The following is a 19951-nucleotide window of genomic DNA, read 5'->3' as shown; positions in this document are numbered from 1 at the left end:
CAATCGGTTATGTAGCTTAGAAGAAAAAGTGTTTTGTGATTATATTGATGATTATTTCGTGATATGTATATGTGGAGTAGTGAGGCAGGACGCCGAACCCAGCTTTTTGCTCAGGACGAGCAAGTAGCTGGCGTAACATATACATATACTGTTTTGCAATAACCAAGTCAGAACAAAACATTTTTTCTGACTTACTTCTAATAAAATTAAATTCATAACTAGAAATATCTATTATTATGGGAATAAATATTTCTTTAAATATTTATTTAATCTCCCTAACATAACTATTAAATAGCTGATTATATATGTTAGTATAACTCTTGCTATTATTCTGATGATTGCATTTATTTCTTTAGGGATGATATCATTAACAATATTACCTAGAACCAGCATATGTACTAAGTAAATGCCGAATGTTGCATTACTCATTGAAACAATTAGTTTCTTCATATTGACTGGTATTATATTATCAAAGTTCTTATATCTAAAGAAAACAAACACTCCTATGGTAATGAAAAAAGTTGTAATCATAAAGTGGTTGTAAAATTGTTCGTTGAGTTTAGTATTTCCGATACTAGTAGAATATATTAGTATGGGGATAAGTATAAAACTTGTTCCAGCAATAAAATAAATTATTCCCCTTATTTTTTTAGTTATCTCAATTTTATTAAGATAGTAACCAAGAACAAAGTAACCTATAAATCCACCAACCAAAGGTATATCTAATATCCTTATATATGAAGATTTTTCATGTAGGATACAAGTATATATACTGTGATATGTATAACTCCCTATAGTTGATATAAACCACAAAATTAGCAGATATCTAATTTCTTTGATATTAGAATGTTTTATAATCTTTCTCAGAAATGGAGTAATCAAGTAAATAGTTATAATAACATATATAAACCAAAGATGATAATATGCTCTATCAAAAATTATATCAGTCAATAATATTTTAGGATATGTAATAATTTCGGGCTTGTCCATTTCTATAAAATAATGTTTGGCAACTGAATATATAACAGACCATATGATTAATGGAATACCTATCTTTCCTATTCTTTTCTTAAGAAATTCTGATGTACTTTCATTGTTTTTAGGGTTCAGTAATAGAACTCCACTTATCATAAAAAATACTGGTACACCCCATCTAGAAAATGAATTGAATATATTTGATACCCACCACTCAAAAGTTCCAATATCCTCCACTTTGATTATATCCATTGCCGTTACATGAATTGCAATAACTGCAAATATAGCTAAAACACGTAATATATCCAAATACAGAATTCTATTTTCCACCTGTTGCTTATTCAAATAATCTTCCTCTCTAAAATTATAGTAATAAAATAGCTCACAATTATGATATTGAAAATTCTCCAATCCTATCAGCACTACCCCAATGATGATCATTGAAGAAATATGAAATAGTACCAATTATTGTAAATACCATTCCTAATGGTCGATAAATCAAAACCTCAAATGGTAAAAATAATATTATCTTAACATAATCCACCTTTGAGTATACAAAACCATAGTGGGCACTTACTGTTAAGCATAATATATCTTGTGAAATGGCAATAAACGTTGATATCATAAAAAGAATGACTAGCATATAAGTATTGATTCCCTGTATTGCCATATCAAAGGCTATAAAAATCGTTGAAAAAGCAGTTAAAGTTCCTATGATGAATGAGTCCAGTAAAAAATAATAAGAAACTATTCTATTAAAACCCTTGAATAGTAAATCCCAATATTCCACTACGCAATCAATAAATGCTCTTTGCCATCTTAATCTCTGTTTATATAGACCTCTTAAATTAGCCGGGCATTCAGTATAACAAATTGCTTCTGGAATGTATAATAAACGGAGTTTTTTTGTACTCTTATTAATATATTTCTGTAATTTTAGAGTTATATCCATATCTTCCCCTACTGTACTCCTATATCCATCAATCTGGAGTAAGATACTTTTCCTAAACGCTCCAAAAGCACCAGCAATAACTATCATCGATCCAAATTTAGCTTGAGTTATTTTCCTTATAAAAAAACTGTCTAAATATTGTAGGACTTGGCACCTAATAAGAGGCTTAATGCCAAAATCAGGTAATATTTTCCCTTTTTCTTTTTTGATTCCTTGAGCAATATGAACTGTGCCACCTGCTGCTATAACACTTTCATCTTGAAATTCATTGTTAATATAATTTAGGGAGTCTTTTTTTAACATGCTGTCTGCATCAATGGATATTAAAATTTCATTATGTGCATACTCAATTCCAGCGTTTAAAGAATCTGCTTTTCCACCATTTTCTTTATCTATTACATATATATTTGGATACTTTTTTGATTGTAAAACATTATGAATTAATTTATGTGATAATCGATTAGATTTAGCTCTTTCGGTTACTTCTAAATCAAGATATGTACATAGAATCTGCAAAGTATTATCAGAAGAACCGTCATTTATTATAAGTGTCTCATAATTACTGTACTCTAAATTAAATACTGCATCAATACAATTCTTAATTACTAATTCCTCATTGTATGCAGGTATTAATATAGAGATTCCTTGTTCTTTATTTTCTTTTCTTTCCTCTTTTGATTTTTTATTATTCCACATAGTTTGTATTGGTATAATGAAATACAATATTTGAAAAATTACATATATGCAAAATATAATCGTGGCAAATATTGTCACTCTATCACCTCTTTAATTTATTATTTGATATTACTATAATCAAAGCAAATATATTTTTTATATTGCTATTAGTAATACACTAATATATAAAAATTATAATCATTTTCACTTTTTTGTCAATTTCTTTATATTATTATATAATGTAAAAATTTAATAATTTTATTGTTATATGTTACAAATTTAACGATTATATCCATTCAATTTTATGTATTATTATTAGTTAAAAAATTATTTTTTTATACTTCATATAATTTTATCACTATATTTTTAAAATTGACATATAGTTTTTCTTATATAATTATTATTTTATTTTTTTTTGGACAAGGTGTAACCATATTAATGGTACAAGCATATATTATAGTAGAACAAGCTCTAAAGGAGGTTTGACATGAAACGTTATAGTAAATATGATTATGATTGCGACTATGACTACGATTATGATTACGATTATGATTACGATTGTGATGATGATTATGATTGGGGTAAAAAATGTTGCCATCGTAAACCAAAATATGAAGAGTATATATGTAAATGCTATTGTATATGCAAAAAACGTAAACCTAGAAAAAAACATCATTGTTGCTACTAATTAATTTTATATGAATCATCCTGTAAAAAAAATAGTTCTGTTTTATCAGAACTATTTTTCCTATAGAGCTATTCAATTACATTACTCAAAAATCTTAAATTCTTTGATACTAGCCCAGCAACCATCTTCTAATCCTGTAACAGTTATACGAACGTATCTTGCATTTACTGTAAAATTATCTTCCTGTATTTGGATATTTGAAGTATTGTTGATTTTATCTACTACATTGACCCAATCACTGTCATTAGTAGATACATCTATTTTATATTTATATACTTTTCCGCCATATTCCCATACAACTTGTGTTTTAGCAATATTATGGTTATCTCCCAAATCTACTTTCCACCAATGATTATTATCACCATTGCTGGCACACCATCTAGTAGACATATTTCCATCATTGGCTTTACAAGGATAATTTTTATGGAAAATATTTTGTTCACTACTAGCACTGCAATGATTATCAAGAGCTAAATTTTGTTGTATAGGGGCTGTAGTAGTAAAATAATCACTTGCTTCAATCCTATACGTATCATCATATGCTAAAATAAATTTATATCTTTTGTTAGCCCTATATCTGTCTTTATAATCTACAACGATATCTTTTGGGTCAAAAGTAAATGTTCCTTCTCCTTCTGTAATTCCTAGGTCAGGTAATTTTGCCCACCAAATTGACGCTGGGTTACCATCTGGAGTCTCACTTTCTTCATATAATCCTATCCAATCATCTGTATGTGTTGGATTATTGCTCTCAGTGATTGTTATTTCAATTGTTTCATCTAATGCAAATGTATCTTTTGAAAGGGATAGCGTAGCAGGTGTTATATCAAAATTACCGCTTGCTTGAATATCATACGTATCATCGTATGCAAAAATAAACTTGTATCTTTGTCCGCTGTAATATCTACTTCTTTTATCAGATGGAATATTGACTGGGTCAAAAGTGAATGTACCATTATCACTTGTAATACCTAATTGTGGTAATGTCCTCCACCATATTGAACTTGGATCACCATCTGGAGTTTCATTTTCTTCATATAATCCTATCCAGTCTTCATTACCTGGAGTTTTTCTTCCATTATTTAATGTAACTTCTATTGTTCCGTTAATATTTACTGCACTTTCTGATAAAGTTAGAGTTGGTCTTACAGCTATTCCTTTTAAAGGCTCTACACTTTCTTTACCAAATGAATCTAATGCTGTAACTATGATTTCATGTTCAACATTGCTAGATAATCCATCTATATCAAATGATAGTTTATCTGGCATTGGATAATTATAAAATTCTGAAAAAGCTAAAACCTCTTTCTCAAGATTACCATTTGATTTATTCACTGCTTGAATTTTATAGGAATGAACCATATCTTCATCTTTAGCCTGATCAAATGTAATTCTTACAGTATCTGGCTGTATATAATTGAGCTCAAGTTGGGCTACATCTTCAAAGTATGGATTCTCACTTCTATCTACACGATCATCTGTGTATATATATTTTGTTTTATCAGATGGATATTCAATTATCCAATCATCTTTTATAACTCTATCATTATAAAAGTCCATACGTTTCAAGGTTACTTTATTTGTATCTTTATTAACATTCAATAACAATCCCTCGCTGAATTCTTTACCGCCAGGTGGTACACTCCCTTGGATTTTTCCTCCTTCTAATTCCATATAGTTTGTAGAAGCTGTACCTACTGAAGTAAAATCTCTTTGATGAATTGACCTTTCATCATCTATTGCATAATGGGAATGACCTGAAAAAGTTATTACCTGTGGATAATCGTCTAATACATCATATAACGCAGGATTTCCCCATTCATGGCTTCCATATACAGTATTAGATATATGCTGATGTACTGTAACAAAAATAGGTTTTGATGGGTCATCATTAGCAGATATTTCCAGTTGTTCTTTTAACCAAAATTTCAATGAATCGGTGAATTTACCATGTGTTTCTCTACCTTCTGTGCTTACTTGTATAAAATGATATCCCTCTAATATTTTATGAGAATGTATTTTCTCACCTGTTTTGCTTTCAAATCTATCTTGTGCATGAACAGGTAATAAGCCATTCCAATAATCATGGTTACCCATTACCCATAATCTTAAAGCATTTTGAGGAGCATACTGATTATAAACTTCCATAAAATTATCGTATTCGCCACTATCACCAGCATTTGTAAAGTCGCCAGCTATAAGTATTCCATCCATATTGGTCAATAGTTCCTCTGATCTAGTTAATACTTTCTTGAATTTTTCTTTTGCTATAGAATCTCCAATATGTACATCACTCACTACTAGTACTTCTAAATCTCCAACACCTTCTCTGATATCATCTACTAGGTTGAAATTCACACTTGCATCTATAGGATATCCTCCTATGTCATCATTGAATAGAACAAGTTTATACCTAGCAGAAGGTCTGAATCTGTCACTGCCTATACTGGATAAATCTAATGTAAATGTTCCATTACCATTATTAACGCCTACCTCAGATAAATACTTCCACCAAATTGATGTTGGGTCACCATCTGGTGTTACGTCAATCTCATATAATCCAACCCACGCATCATCTCTAAGGCTTCCATTTTCTATTGTAACTTCTAGTGAACTGTTTAGTGTAACATTAGTCTTAGATACCGTAATTGATGGTATACCCTGTGCTGTAGATTTAATAGGATTAAATACCATAGTTGCCATCATGGCAGCAATTAAAATTGTAGCAAATGATTTACTGAATACTTTTTTTAACATATGTGCTCCTCCTTTTTATCTTAAGAATTGTAGACACCAAACAAATACAACTCTTTTTAAATAAAATATGTTAATACAAGTATAATATTACACATATTCACTTATAATATACCATAAAACCAACTTATTGCACAAGTATACAAACAGCAAACAATATTATATTTAGTTAAATAAGGAAATATATTACATTAAGAAAGTAAATTTATAGAAACAGACAAAAAAAGAATAAAAACTCCAAGATTTAATTGGATATTTTTATTCTATGTTTTTTATCTTTATATTATTTCAATAATATATATTATTTTAAATTAATTATCTTCTTTGATATGCTCATGATCATGAAGGTGGTCCATGCAATATTCATGATAGCCATGGCATTTTGAACAATATCTGAATTCTAAGTTTTTGTCATCAAGTTCAGTTCTTCCACAAACAGTACATTTATGAACATACGCTTTTTTATTACTATTTAATCCTGCATTATATTGTTTTTTTCTATAATAACTGGTTGTGGTATTTCTTGTTCCAGTAATTATTTCTTTTCCAAAGAATATAAAGAAATTAATTAGTGCCATTATAGCTGCTAATCTGGCTGAAGAATTACCCATTAATATTATATAAGCGAAATATGCCCAATCTAACCATGCCAACCATTTCATCTTTACTGGTATAATAAAGAATAATAATACTTGGTAATCTGGATAGAGTCTAGCAAATGCTAAGAACAATGATAAATTAATATAGAAGGAACTAACCACTGGTATATTTGTTATGAAGGCTCCTACTATAGCTCCTATGATTCCTAATAAATAATAGATATTAAACTTGAAGCTTCCCCATTCATGTTCTAGGGTACTGCCAATCATATAGTAAAAGTATAATACGAATACTAAGAAGAACATGCTGGTGGTAGGTGGAAAGAATACAAAAGTAACTAGTCTCCAGATTTCACCTTGTTTTATTAATTGTGGTATTAGTGCTAAGTTTAATGTGGTTTGTATAGGAGAAAACCTCATAAAGATATAAACAAAAGCATTACATAATACTATATATAACATTAGATTTCTTATTGCAAATCTACCTAGTTTTCTTTCTAATCTATTTAGAAATTTCATTGAATACCTCCTTGCCTTATTTATATTTTAGTCAATATATATGTAATTTATTATGTATTTCATGTAATATCATAAATTACATAATTATAGTAATTTTACTCCTTTGTTAATGGGAAGTCAATTAAAAAATTGGATGTAAGATATATTAGTGCAAGTAAGTCAGAAAGAGTGTTTTGTTCTGACTTGGTTATTGCAAAATAGTATATGTATATGTTTCGCCAGCTACTTGCTCGTCCTGCAAAAGCTGGGTTCGGCGTCCTGCCTCACTACTCCACATATACATATACTATTTTGCTTTAAGTATTCGTCAATATAATCTCAAAAACTTTTTCTTCTTTATTATATAACTGTTGGGCTATTACTTGTTTTTATATTAGGATTAATAAAATCCAAAAAAAATATAATATAAAGCTCTAGGATTCCTCTTAGAGAATTATCTAACAAGTATCCTAGAGCTTAAACAGTAATCCTAAAGACTATATTTTGCTTAATTTATTAAAAGTATTTTTTAGGGTACTGTACAGTTCATGGTAAATTTCATATGTTTTGTTGTACTGCTTAACATTTTCTTTTATAGGTTTTATTGTATTGGTGACTTTAATTAATTTGTTGCATACTTGTTCAACAGTATCGTATTTGCCTGTTGCTACACATCCTAGTATAGCACCTCCTAAGGCAGGTCCTTGATTGGTGTTAATGGTATTGATATTGCAATCAAAGATATCGGCTAATATTTGTCGCCATAGATCACTTTTGGCTCCTCCCCCTGATACTCGGACTTCTTTAATTGGTACACCTAGTTCTTTAAGTATTTCAAGGGAATCTCTTAGTCCGAAGGATACACCTTCTAGTATAGCTCTTGTCATATGTGCTCTTGTATGTGTGATGGTGAGACCGATAAAGCATCCTCTCGCGTCTGGGTCAGGATAAGGGGTTCTTTCTCCCATTAGATATGGTAGAAATATAAGTCCATTGCTTCCTGGTTCTATTTCACTAGCTTCTTTTAATAATTCGTCAAAGGATATATTTTTGTTAACTTCTTCTACCCACCATTTTAGGCATGAAGCTGCGGAAAGCATAACTCCCATGCTGTGATATTTGTTATTGGCGTGACAAAATGAATGTACTCTAGCTTCATCGTCAACAGCAAACTTATCGTGGGCTGCAAAGACAACTCCTGAGGTACCTAATGCCACTGAGATTGTACCTTCTTCTACAACTCCAGTTCCTACTGCTCCTGCTGCTTGGTCACCAGCACCAGCGGCTACGACTATATCTGAAGTGATACCTATTTCTTTTTTTAGGTCGTCTTTTAAATTACCTACGCTATCAGATGATTCGTATAGTTTTGGCAGCATTTCTTCCTTGATATTTAAGAAATCAAGAACTTCTTTTGACCATGTTCGATTTTTTACGTCTACTAGTAGCATACCTGATGCATCTGAGACATCAGTTGAGAAATTTCCTGTAAGTTTATAATTTATATAATCTTTTGGTAACATGATCTTATTTATTTTATTGAATATTTCAGGTTCATTTTTCTTGACCCATAGGATTTTAGGGGCTGTAAATCCTGTTAAGGCTTTGTTAGCTGTCAAGTCTCTTAATTTATCTTTTCCAAAGTGTTCCGTTATCTCGTCACATTCTTCTTTGGTTCTTTGGTCACACCATAATAGTGCAGGTCTGAGAACATTATCATTTTCATCTAATATAACAAGCCCATGCATCTGTCCGCTAAGACCTATGGACTCTATTTCATCTACTTCAACATCTATCTTATCAACAATTTCTTTCAGTGCTTCTTTTGTAGCAGACCACCAATCTTCTGGATTTTGTTCTGCATAATTTAATTCTGGATAATATATAGGGTAATCTCTTACGCTTTCACCTAATATATGCCCATTTTCATCAACAGCAATAAGTTTAACCGAAGATGTCCCAAGGTCTATGCCTAAAAACATTATAAATCACTCCTCTATTGTTTTGATAATCTTATTTATAACGTTGTAGCTCCTGTCCTGATTAATTGATAGACTGGCAATAAACCAGCTCCAAGTATTGATGCACGTCCTTTTAATATTGAATAACCAATTATAGATTCTTCAATAGGATATAATATACTTTCTCTATTAATATACTCTACCAAGTTCTTTTCATATAACTTATGATACTTGCTGATTTTTCCTCCAATGATTATCTTTTCTGGAGACAGAGTAAGTATAATATTTTCTATACCCACAGCCAAATATCTGATGTAATCATTAAAAACTTCACATGCTATAATGTCTTTTTCTTCGATTTTTGAGATAAGTTCACTTACTGTACTAACTTTTGTAGTTGACTTATCATTATATCTTTTTAATAAAGCTGTTTCTGAAGCATACATTTCCCAACAGCCAGTACGACCGCAATTACATTTTATCTGGTCATCAGTAATTCTCATATGTCCAAATTCTCCAGCTCTTTTGTTTGTACTTTTATATAGTGTGTTTTGGATAATTATTCCTGTACCGATACCTTCTGTGATTGATACGAAAACCATATTGTTATAATGCGAAGATATCCCTAGCTCTGATTCACCTATAGCAGCAACATTAGCTTCATTTTCAATATATACAGGGAACCCAAAAAACTTCTCATAGGGCCTAAAGTCAAATCCTTTTACATTTATATTTGGTGCATTTTCTAAAATTAGATTTTCTTCATCTACTATTCCCGGTAAAGAAAATCCAATACCTAATATTTTATTTCTATCAATTTCATTTTCTGTAATTATGGATTCAATAATTTCCTTTGTTCTTGATAAAATCTTGTCAAACGAATAGGAATCATTATATTCTGTTGATTTTTCAACTAAAATCTTTGCATCAAGATTCATTAAGGCTATACTGATTCTCTTAGGAGATATATTTATTCCAAAACTTAATCTGGATTCAGGTACAAATCTTATTAGAACTGGTTTCCTGCCTCCCGAAGATTCAGCTACACCGCCTTCCTTGATTATACCTATCTCTATTAACTCATTGACATTAGAGATTACTGTGGGAATACTTGTACCTAATTCTTTTGCAATATCCTTGATTGTTATCTCTTTTTTCTCTTTTATCAACTTCAGTATTCTAGCTCTATTGGTTTCTTTAATTATTTGTTGATTTATTGTATTAAGCAATATCATATAATCACCATCTTTGTTATCTTTATTGTATGCTATGATTAATAAAAACAGTTAAGTATGACTACCCCTACAAAATAGTATAATTAACATTTATTATCCTGTAGTGAATATAGTCATACTTACTTCTTTAAATCTTATTATATGATTATAACATACTTATAGAATTAAGATATATGTTTATGCATTATAGATATAATCATTGACTATAGTTTCTAATAGTTCTTGGCGACCAGATTCATTAACGATTTGATCATTTTCAAGAGCATATTCTGCTAACTCTTTCAAACCAACTTTTCCATCAACGATATCTTTTCCAATACCTTGTGTATAGCTCTTATATCTCTTATCAACATATTCTTCAAGAGCGTTTTCTTCTAATAGTTTAGCTGCTGCTAATAGACCTTTTGCAAAATTATCCATTCCAGCGATATAACCGTATAATAAATCATCCAACTCAAATGAACCTCTTCTTAATTTGGAATCAAAGTTCAATCCTCCAGGAGCGATTCCTCCATTTTTAAGTACTTCATACATAGCTAAAGTGCTATCGTAGATATTAGTTGGGAATTGATCAGTATCCCATCCAAGCAGGATATCACCTTGATTTGCATCAATGCTTCCAAGTACATCATTAATTCGACAAGTATGAAGTTCATGTTGGAAAGTGTGTCCTGCCAATGTTGCGTGATTAGCTTCTATGTTCATCTTGAAATATCCATCTAAGTTATATTTTCTTAAAAACGCAAGTACTGTAGCAGTATCAAAATCATATTGATGCTTTGTAGGTTCTTTTGGTTTAGGCTCAATTAAGAATTGTCCAGTGAATCCTATTTCCTCGGCGTACTCAACAGCCATTTTTAAGAATCTAGCTAAGTTGTCAAGTTCTAATTCCATGTTAGTATTGAGTAGTGTTTCGTATCCTTCGCGTCCACCCCAGAAAACATAGTTTTCAGCACCAAGACGTTTTGCTACCTCAAGCATCTTTTTAACTTTTGCGGCACAATAAGCAAATACATCAGCATTACATGAAGTTGCAGCTCCATGTACGAATCTTGGATGGCTAAACATGTTAGATGTAGCCCATAATAATTTTACACCTGTTTCTTGTTGAAGTTTTTCTAGGTAATCCACCATTTCATCAAGATTATCCAATGTTTCTTGTAAAGTTTTTCCTTCTGGAGCAACATCTACATCATGGAAACAATAATACTCCATCCCAAGAATCTGCATTAATTCAAAACCTGCTTTAGCTCTCTCTTTAGCAAGTTCCATTCCTTCTAACCCATCCCATGCTCTAACATATGTGCCTACTCCGAATGGATCTGAACCATTTGCTGCTAGAGTATGCCAATAGCTCATAGCAAATCTAAGATGCTCTTTCATTAGTTTACCAGCAACAACTTCATCCTTATTATAATACTTGAATGATAATGGATTCTTAGATTTTGATCCTTCATATTTAACATTTTCTACATTGAAATAACTCATTTTCATTTCTCCTTTATGTTCTTATAGTTTTTAAAATCACTTTAAAAAGTTCCCAAAAAAATATAATTTGAATTGTTTTTTTAATTTAAGTAAATTATAGCATATCAAAAAAACTTTTTCAATCCATATTAAAAAGTTTTTAGGGGACTATCATATAATCCGTTTTTAACGTTAATATGTCCCCTATATTTACCTTAATTTCCTTCACTAATATCCTAATTCCTCATCTACAATTAACACTTTCAATCTATCTTTATCTTTTTGACCTTGTATGATTGTAAGGTAATTGCATATTCTCTCGCTAGATGTACAATCCACACATTTCTTCAAATAAACACAAGGTGGCTTGTAGTCTGCTCTTATTGCATTATTGGGAGCAGCTATATTCTTGGCTCTGTTTATTGCTTCATCAAGAGTACCAACTACTTTGTTAACACCAATAACTAGAATTACATTGTCAGGTCCGTACATAAGAGCTGCAACTCTATTACCACTATGATCAATATTTACAATCTGCCCGTCCATTGAAACAGCATTGCTTCCACATATGTACCAATCTGCAGTAAGGGACTCCTTCTTGAACTCCTTGATTTGTTTTTCACTTATTGCTGATGTCTTATCTATAACTTCATTTCCTCTATTACTCAGTTGATTAATCACATCTATTTGTTCTAGAGTATTGGAATGTCCAACTCCAACAGAACATTTTGGTGGTATTAATTCTAATATTCTTTGGTTCGTCTCTTCTATTGTATTATAAAATTCTGCCTTAATATTTCTTTGCTTATAATTATCAATGATTACTTCTTTTGTTACATTGTCCATTTTAACCTTCCTCCTAAGCATTATTTTATAAATTCATCCATTTCATTTAGAAATCAAATTATTAACAACACTTCAACTGATTATTAATAAAAGAATTCGCCTCCTATTTATCCTTCCAATTATTATTATATAAGTAACAAAATATTATATCTTCCCATTTTCCATTAATCAGCATATAATTCTTTATTAAATTATTTCCTACAAAACCCACTTTTCTCATAACGTTACCGCTTTTTTCATTGCTCTTACTATAGCCTCCGCTGATTCTCATAAGATTAAGCTCTCTAAACACATAATCAGTACCTAACTTCACAGCTTCTGTCATATAACCTTTACCTTGTTCATGTTCATCCATACTATATCCAATTTCACATGAACACATAGGTTTTTTCATGATAAACTCAAAATTCAATTCTCCAATAACTCTTTTATTATCTTCTTTTCTAAAAATGAATAGTCTTATAGCTTTACCTTCTTCAGCATCTTTTAGACTTCTTTGATTTAATTTTCCCCAGCGTTCTCTTGTATAATATCTGTCATTATGTTCCGGTTCAAATGGAGCCAAGTAATCTTTGTTCCTTAAGTGATATTCATATACTTCATCTGTGTCATCCTTTTCAGCTAACCTTAGTATTAATCTATCACTTACTATGTACGGTTTTTTATACATTACTGCTTTCGCCTCCTTACATTTAATTATAACATATTAATATTAAATATGATATAAAAACAAATATTATATCAATATCAAATTTGTTATATAATTTTCAATATGTTAAGAGACAATACTGTTATAACAAAAAGGAACTGCTCACAATACATTTTATTAAAGATGACCTAGTAAAACAGCTAATCAATATCTATCTTACTGGCAATTAATTATCTAAAAAATGTATAATGAGACAGCCCCTTTTTATTGATTTATTATTTCAATAAAGTTTCAGGATCAAAATATTCTAGATTTAATCCTGTTGCTACATTATCATAAGTTACCTTTCCATCATAAGTATTAAGACCTAATAATAATCTCTTATCTTCAAGTAAAGCTTCTTTCACACCTTTATTAGCCATTTTTACAAGATATGGAAGAGTTACACCTGTTAAAGCATAAGTAGAAGTTCTTGGAACAGCTCCTGGCATATTGGCTACACTATAATGAATAACTCCATATCTTTCATAACATGGATTGTCATGAGTAGTTATATGATCTATAGTTTCTATAGAACCACCTTGGTCAATAGCTACATCAACTATAACAGAACCTTTCTTCATTGTCTTAACCATTTCTTCTTTTACTATCTTAGGAGCTTTCGCACCTTTTACAAGTACAGCACCAATTAATAAATCAGCTCTTTTAACCATTTGACAGATATTATAATCGTTACAGATAAGTGTTGAAACTCTTCCGCCAAATATATCATCTAATTGCGCAAGACGATGAGCATTGATATCAAGTATTGTTACTCTAGCACCAAGACCTAAAGCCATTTTTGCTGCATTGGTACCAACGATTCCTCCACCTATAATAACAACTTCTGCTGGTAAAACTCCTGGAACACCACCAAGTAGAACACCCATTCCACCATTATACTTTTGAAGTAAATGTGCACCAACTTGAGTTGACATTCTTCCTGCTACTTCGCTCATAGGAACCAATAATGGTAAAGAACCATCTTTTTCTTCAACAGTTTCATAAGCTATACCAGTAACTTTTTTCTTAAGTAAAGCTTTAGTAAGAGGCTCATTAGGAGCAAGATGTAGATATGTATATAGTGTTTGACCTTCTTTGAATAGGTCATATTCACATTCTAAAGGCTCTTTTACTTTTACTATGATATCTGCTGTATCGAATATATCAGTATTCTTTTCTTTTATAACCCCACCAGCTTCAACATATTCTTCATCAGTGATACCACTGCCAAGCCCTGCCTTAGTTTCAACATATACAGTGTGACCATTTTTTACTAGAGCACTTACACCTGCAGGAGTTAATCCTACTCTGTTTTCATTGTTTTTAATTTCTTTTAATACACCTATAATCATAAATTTCCTCCTCCTTAAATAATTTATATATATTATACAGTATGTAGCTGTAATCGGTATTAGCTAACAACTGTATACTACCAACAGGATATTAATAAATATTTTCTATTTTGACGTCTCCATTGATGGAATAATTGAGTGTGCATTCTTGACTGTAGATAAAACTACGTTTGTTTTAGTTTTTTTGATACCTTCAATTGCTTTTATTTTATTCAATAGTTGCTCTAGAGAAAACGTATCCTTAGTAACAATCTTTAATGAATAATCATATTCACCAGCTATATACAGACAATCAAGTATTTCATCTGTTTCCTTGATAAAGTTAATAAAATCATCAGTATACTTAGGTCTATCAATAGCAATGAACATGATTGCTGTCAATCTTTTATTCAGATAATTAGGGTTGATAATTGTTGTATATTGATCTATGATACCTCCGGATTCAAGTTTTTTCAGCCTATCACTTACAGCTGATATAGACAAATTGATCTGGGAGCTTATTTCTGAAACAGTGGATCTTGCATTTTTTTGCAATAATCTTAAAATACTAATATCAATCGAATCCATATAACCCTCTTTTCTAATAATTATATTGGCAGTAACTCTTTTTTGCACCCTATTCCCTGAGTATAATATATTCACGTATTACAAACTCTATTAGTAATTTTTAAGTTCAGTCATGATACTTAACAAAATAATTCTTGTATATATGTATTTATACCTGAATAATTAATATGTGAAATGTCTTATAATGTCAGTATATACTATGGAAAACCATTTTTAAATATTTTTGATTTAATTCAGTAATATTTTTTGTGATTTAAATATTCATCTTTAATATTTTTTTCCATTTTTTTGATTGGCTTATTTATATTTACATTGATAATAAATTAACTAAGTAACATACATCAAATATGTAAACTAATTATATTAAAAGTCAAAAAATACATCTGTTAATTATTATTAATATACAGATGTATTTTCTTTTATTTAATAAAGCATTTATTCATTATTGCTTAACATTATTTCTTTGGCATTATATGTATTCCCCTATTTTGAGTATCTAAGGCTGCTTCGTGTATAGCTTCTCCAAGAGTTGGATGAGCATGGATTGTCTTAATAACATCCATAGTCTTTAAACCATTTTGTATGGCTAAAACTCCTTCATGTATTAAATCAGATGCATGAGGTCCTAATATATGCATACCTAATATTGCATCGTCTTCTTCACTTGCAATAATCTTAACAAATCCTTCATCTTCTCCTAGAGCCATTGCTTTTCCATTAGCTGAAAACATGAATTTGCCAATTTTCACATTAATGTTTTCTTCTTTTGCTTGTTGTTCTGTCATACCTACACAAGCAATCTCCGGAAAAACAAATATACAGCTTGGTACCACTTGAGACTCTTCATCTGAGCCAACACCCATTATATGATCGACTACTTCAATCCCTTGATAGGAAGCCGCATGTGCAAGCATTATCTTACCGTTTACATCCCCTATAGCATATATTCCTTTTACAGATGTTTCATTATTTCCATCAACTTTGATACCCTTACTATCATAATCAATACCGATTTCAGTTAAACCTATGTTTTCCAGATTAGGTTTTCTTCCTACTGCAACCAATATCTTATCTGCCTCTACTATCTTTTCTTTATTTTTGCTTTCGTAACATACTTGCAGTTTATTGTCATCACTAATAATCTTATTGACTTTTGAATTATTCATGATATCAATATTTTTTCTCTTTGCCATTGATTTAAAACGTTTTGAAATACCTATATCCACACCACTTAAAATATTAGGCAGAAACTCTATTACAGAAACTTGTGACCCAAAAGCATTGAAAATACTAGCAAATTCCATACCAACAACGCCACCGCCTATAATCACTAATTTTTCTGGTATCTCTTCACACTCCAATATTTCTTTGGTTGTAAGGACATTTGGTTCGCAGATTCCATCAATAGGAGGTTTTACAGGCATTGAACCTGTTGCTATTATTATACTTTTTCCTTCTATAATCACTGTATCACCGTTTGTTTTGATAACTTCTACAGTTTGCTGGTCTTTTATTATACCTGTACCATCTATTATCAAAATACCGTTATCATTCAATAACTTTTCAACACCACTGACTAATTTATCTACTATGTCATCTTTCCTTTTTAGTACGCTCTTATAATTAATTTTATAGCTCTCTATGTCTATACCAAATTGTTCACTTCTACCTAAGGTATTTATTATCTCAGCATTTCTATATAGAGCTTTTGTAGGTATACAGCCTCTATTAAGACAAGTACCACCAAATGTATCCTTCTCGATTATACAAACTTTCCCGCCAAGCTGAGCGGCTCTTATGGCTGCCACATAACCTCCAGGTCCACCACCTATTACAATAATATCCTTCATTGATCCACCTCCCATTTATTAAGATTATTTTGTGTAGCGTAATATTGGTTTTCTAGCTGCTGTAACTTCATCAAATCTTCTGATACAAGTTTTAAATGGAGCTTTTTTCAATTCCTCTGCATTACTAATGGACTCTTCTTTTATCTTGATAAGTGCATCTATAAAACCATCCATATTTTCCTTGCTTTCAGTTTCTGTAGGTTCTATCATTAAAGCATTATCTATTATAAGGGGAAAATATATTGTAGGTGGATGATATCCATAATCCATAAGTCTCTTGGCAACATCTAATGTTGTTACGTGACCTTCATTTTCTCCTAATCCGCCTAAAACAAATTCATGTTTGCATACCTCATCAACTGGCAATATATAATCTACTTTTAATCTTTCCTTCATATAATTAGCATTAAGTACTGCTAATCTGCTTGCCTGTTTCAAGCCTTCTCCACCCATAGTTAGAATATACGTGTAAGCTTTTACAAGCACTCCAAAATTACCATAGAAGTTTTTAACTGCTCCTATAGATGTTTCTATATCATTTTTAAGAGTATAATCGTCGCCTTCTTTCTCAACTATTGGCCTTGGAAGGAATGGAGCTAATTCTTTAACGACACCAACTGGTCCACTGCCTGGTCCTCCTCCTCCATGAGGTGCTGAAAATGTCTTATGCAGATTAAGATGGACAATATCGAATCCCATATCCCCAGGGCGTGTTATTCCCATATTAGCGTTCATATTGGCACCATCATAATATAGTAACCCTCCTACCTCATGAACCAGCTCTGATATAGTGAGAATATCCTTTTCAAACAGACCAAGTGTATTAGGATTAGTAAGCATAAGTCCTGCAACATCTTCATCTAATACTTCTTTTAGCGCCTGAATATCTACAATTCCCTTGTCATTTGATTTAATTTCAACAGATGTAAAACCTGCCATGCTAGTACTAGCTGGATTAGTACCATGTGCAGAATCTGGGATAATGATTTTTTTCTTATTATGATTACCATTATAATCATGATATGCCTTAACTATCATAAGTCCTGTCAATTCTCCTTGAGCCCCTGCAGCAGGCTGTAAAGAAACTTTTGACATACCTGTTATCTCTTGTAGACTTTCTTGTAGGTTATACATTAGTTCTAATGCTCCCTGAACTGTGCTTTCTGGCTGTAAAGGATGAAGTTTTGTGAATCCATCAAGGGAAGCCATATCTTCATTTATCTTAGGATTATATTTCATTGTACAAGAACCAAGAGGATAGAATCCAGTATCTACACCAAAATTCTTATTAGATAACAACGTAAAATGACGTATTACATCTACTTCACTTACTTGTGGCAGCTGTGCATCTTCTTTTCTAAGAAACTCAGTTGGAATAAGTTCCTCTATGTTAATATCAGGTACGTCACACTCTGGAAGGCTATAACTTTTTCTACCATCTTTTGATACCTCAAAAATCAATTTATCATATTCTATCATTTACATCCCCTCCATTATGTTTACTAAATCATCTATTTGTTTCTTTGTTCTTTTCTCAGTTACACATAGGAGTATATCATCATTATAATTACTGTAATCCCCTCCTAATTCATAACCTCCAAGAATATTGTTATGTAGAAGCTCTTTGTTAATTTTTTCAGGTTTTATACTGCTCTTAACCACAAACTCCATGAAAAATGGTTTATTGAACCTGAGTTCGTATTTACTGGACTTACCTATTAGTTCAGCAGCATAATGAGCTTTTTTAAGACAATTGTAAGCTACTTCTTTTAATCCTTCTTTACCAAGAGTACTAAGATATATCGCCGCAGTAAGAGCGTTAAGACCTTGGTTGGATGTAATATTGGAAGTTGCTTTATCACGTCTTATATGTTGTTCTCTAGCTTGTAGAGTCAACACAAAACCTCTTTTTCCATTTACATCTTCTGCCTGACCTACTATCCTGCCTGGAAGTTTTCTCATCAATTTTTTAGTACAGGAAATAAATCCTAGATATGGACCTCCAAAATTAAGTGGATTACCTAGACTTTGCCCTTCACCAATAACTATATCAGCACCATATTCACCTGGAGTTTTTAGAATAGCCAGTGATATTGGGTCTGCATTAATCATTAACAGTCCTTTTGAATCATGGGTAATTTTTTCTACTTCACTCATATCTTCTATAATTCCAAAGAAATTAGGATTTTGAACAATTACTCCTGCAACATCTTTATTCATCTTATTTCTTAAATCATCTATATCAGTAACGCCATCATTTTCTTCTATTTCAATAAGTTCTATTCCCTTATATTTTGTATAAGTCTCTAAAACTTTTCTTGTACCTGGACTTACAGTCCTAGAAACAGCAATTTTATTTCTTCTTGTGGCTCCACATGCCATAAGTGCTCCCTCTGCTGTAGCAGTAGAACCGTCATATAATGAAGCATTGGCTACATCCATACCTGTCAATTCGCATATCATGCTTTGATATTCAAATATAGCCTGTAATGTACCTTGACTGATTTCAGGCTGGTATGGAGTGTAAGCAGTATAGAATTCAGAACGTGAAGTTATATGTTTTATAATAGATGGTATATAATGGTCATATGCTCCTGCTCCTAAGAAACATACCAAATCATCTACTCCTTTATTACTGTCAGCAAACTTTTTCATGTACTGACTTACTTCTAATTCACTCATTGGTTTATTAATCTTCAATAATTCCTTTAACCTTATTTTCTCAGGAACATCATCAAATAAAGCATCTATGCTCTCTACCCCTATAACTTCTAACATACTCTTTATATCTTCTTCTGTATGTGGTAAATATGGAAACATAAGCTACCTACCTCCTTACAT

The 19951-nt window shown here is 31.2% G+C and carries 15 protein-coding genes; 1 reads left to right on the top strand and 14 read right to left on the bottom strand.

Annotation, left to right across the window (positions count from 1 at the left end; translation table 11 throughout):
* Positions 1 to 234 precede the first annotated feature (234 nt).
* Complete coding sequence (locus tag AACQ14_RS05740; RefSeq protein ID WP_339362623.1) at positions 235 to 1320, bottom strand: acyltransferase; 1086 nt, start codon at positions 1318 to 1320, stop codon at positions 235 to 237.
* Positions 1321 to 1363: 43 nt separating this feature from the next.
* Entirely contained in the window at positions 1364 to 2701 is a 1338-nt protein-coding gene (locus AACQ14_RS05735) for a glycosyltransferase family 2 protein (protein ID WP_339362622.1), read from the bottom strand.
* A 388-nt stretch (positions 2702 to 3089) separates the two neighbouring features.
* Between AACQ14_RS05735 and AACQ14_RS05730 the strand changes: the two genes are divergently transcribed.
* Positions 3090 to 3290, top strand: a complete 201-nt coding sequence (locus AACQ14_RS05730; RefSeq protein ID WP_339362620.1) for a hypothetical protein — start codon at positions 3090 to 3092, stop codon at positions 3288 to 3290.
* 81 nt (positions 3291 to 3371) lie between these two features.
* Here the strand turns inward: AACQ14_RS05730 and AACQ14_RS05725 are convergent, their stop codons facing one another.
* The 12 genes from AACQ14_RS05725 to gcvPA all read right to left on the bottom strand — a co-directional run bounded on the left by AACQ14_RS05725 (position 3372) and on the right by gcvPA (position 19930).
* Positions 3372 to 6047: a discoidin domain-containing protein gene (locus AACQ14_RS05725; protein WP_339362619.1), complete on the bottom strand. Its 2676-nt coding sequence runs from the start codon at positions 6045 to 6047 to the stop codon at positions 3372 to 3374.
* A 308-nt stretch (positions 6048 to 6355) separates the two neighbouring features.
* Positions 6356 to 7162 carry a hypothetical protein gene (locus AACQ14_RS05720; RefSeq protein ID WP_339362618.1) on the bottom strand — a complete coding sequence of 269 codons (807 nt, stop codon included), beginning with the start codon at positions 7160 to 7162 and terminating at the stop codon, positions 6356 to 6358.
* A 476-nt stretch (positions 7163 to 7638) separates the two neighbouring features.
* Positions 7639 to 9123: a xylulokinase gene (xylB, locus tag AACQ14_RS05715; RefSeq protein WP_339362617.1), complete on the bottom strand. Its 1485-nt coding sequence runs from the start codon at positions 9121 to 9123 to the stop codon at positions 7639 to 7641.
* A 35-nt stretch (positions 9124 to 9158) separates the two neighbouring features.
* Positions 9159 to 10337, bottom strand: coding sequence for an ROK family transcriptional regulator (locus tag AACQ14_RS05710; RefSeq protein ID WP_339362616.1), 1179 nt, complete (start codon positions 10335 to 10337; stop codon positions 9159 to 9161).
* 177 nt (positions 10338 to 10514) lie between these two features.
* Positions 10515 to 11825 (bottom strand): xylose isomerase, encoded by a 1311-nt coding sequence (gene xylA / locus AACQ14_RS05705; RefSeq protein WP_339362615.1) that lies wholly within the window; start codon positions 11823 to 11825, stop codon positions 10515 to 10517.
* Positions 11826 to 12032: 207 nt separating this feature from the next.
* Complete coding sequence (locus AACQ14_RS05700; protein ID WP_339362614.1) at positions 12033 to 12650, bottom strand: lactate utilization protein; 618 nt, start codon at positions 12648 to 12650, stop codon at positions 12033 to 12035.
* A gap of 103 nt (positions 12651 to 12753) precedes the next feature.
* Positions 12754 to 13320 (bottom strand): GNAT family N-acetyltransferase, encoded by a 567-nt coding sequence (locus tag AACQ14_RS05695; RefSeq protein WP_339362613.1) that lies wholly within the window; start codon positions 13318 to 13320, stop codon positions 12754 to 12756.
* Positions 13321 to 13574: 254 nt separating this feature from the next.
* A complete protein-coding gene (gene ald, locus AACQ14_RS05690; protein ID WP_339362612.1) occupies positions 13575 to 14693 on the bottom strand; it encodes an alanine dehydrogenase in 1119 nt (372 codons plus the stop codon).
* Between the two features lie 105 nt (positions 14694 to 14798).
* Positions 14799 to 15260, bottom strand: coding sequence for an Lrp/AsnC family transcriptional regulator (locus tag AACQ14_RS05685; protein ID WP_339362611.1), 462 nt, complete (start codon positions 15258 to 15260; stop codon positions 14799 to 14801).
* A gap of 455 nt (positions 15261 to 15715) precedes the next feature.
* Entirely contained in the window at positions 15716 to 17110 is a 1395-nt protein-coding gene (lpdA, locus tag AACQ14_RS05680) for a dihydrolipoyl dehydrogenase (RefSeq protein ID WP_339362610.1), read from the bottom strand.
* 24 nt (positions 17111 to 17134) lie between these two features.
* Complete coding sequence (gene gcvPB / locus AACQ14_RS05675) at positions 17135 to 18589, bottom strand: aminomethyl-transferring glycine dehydrogenase subunit GcvPB (RefSeq protein ID WP_339362609.1); 1455 nt, start codon at positions 18587 to 18589, stop codon at positions 17135 to 17137.
* A complete protein-coding gene (gene gcvPA / locus AACQ14_RS05670; protein ID WP_339362608.1) occupies positions 18590 to 19930 on the bottom strand; it encodes an aminomethyl-transferring glycine dehydrogenase subunit GcvPA in 1341 nt (446 codons plus the stop codon).
* Between the last annotated feature and the right edge of the window lie 21 nt (positions 19931 to 19951).

Origin of the sequence: Vallitalea maricola (assembly GCF_036985595.1) — a bacterium.
Classification (GTDB): domain Bacteria; phylum Bacillota; class Clostridia; order Lachnospirales; family Vallitaleaceae; genus Vallitalea; species Vallitalea maricola.
Note: the sequence above shows the minus strand (reverse complement) of the source record. Positions and strands in the feature narration are given on the sequence as shown.

Bases quoted from the DNA above. Each gene is read 5' to 3' on its own strand.
- AACQ14_RS05730 (WP_339362620.1), top strand. From the start codon at position 3,090: ATGAAACGTTATAGTAAATATGATTATGATTGCGACTATGACTACGAT.
- AACQ14_RS05725 (WP_339362619.1), bottom strand. From the start codon at position 6,047: ATGTTAAAAAAAGTATTCAGTAAATCATTTGCTACAATTTTAATTGCT.
- AACQ14_RS05720 (WP_339362618.1), bottom strand. From the start codon at position 7,162: ATGAAATTTCTAAATAGATTAGAAAGAAAACTAGGTAGATTTGCAATA.
- xylB (WP_339362617.1), bottom strand. From the start codon at position 9,123: ATGTTTTTAGGCATAGACCTTGGGACATCTTCGGTTAAACTTATTGCT.
- AACQ14_RS05710 (WP_339362616.1), bottom strand. From the start codon at position 10,337: ATGATATTGCTTAATACAATAAATCAACAAATAATTAAAGAAACCAAT.
- xylA (WP_339362615.1), bottom strand. From the start codon at position 11,825: ATGAGTTATTTCAATGTAGAAAATGTTAAATATGAAGGATCAAAATCT.
- AACQ14_RS05700 (WP_339362614.1), bottom strand. From the start codon at position 12,650: ATGGACAATGTAACAAAAGAAGTAATCATTGATAATTATAAGCAAAGA.
- AACQ14_RS05695 (WP_339362613.1), bottom strand. From the start codon at position 13,320: ATGTATAAAAAACCGTACATAGTAAGTGATAGATTAATACTAAGGTTA.
- ald (WP_339362612.1), bottom strand. From the start codon at position 14,693: ATGATTATAGGTGTATTAAAAGAAATTAAAAACAATGAAAACAGAGTA.
- AACQ14_RS05685 (WP_339362611.1), bottom strand. From the start codon at position 15,260: ATGGATTCGATTGATATTAGTATTTTAAGATTATTGCAAAAAAATGCA.
- lpdA (WP_339362610.1), bottom strand. From the start codon at position 17,110: ATGAAGGATATTATTGTAATAGGTGGTGGACCTGGAGGTTATGTGGCA.
- gcvPB (WP_339362609.1), bottom strand. From the start codon at position 18,589: ATGATAGAATATGATAAATTGATTTTTGAGGTATCAAAAGATGGTAGA.
- gcvPA (WP_339362608.1), bottom strand. From the start codon at position 19,930: ATGTTTCCATATTTACCACATACAGAAGAAGATATAAAGAGTATGTTA.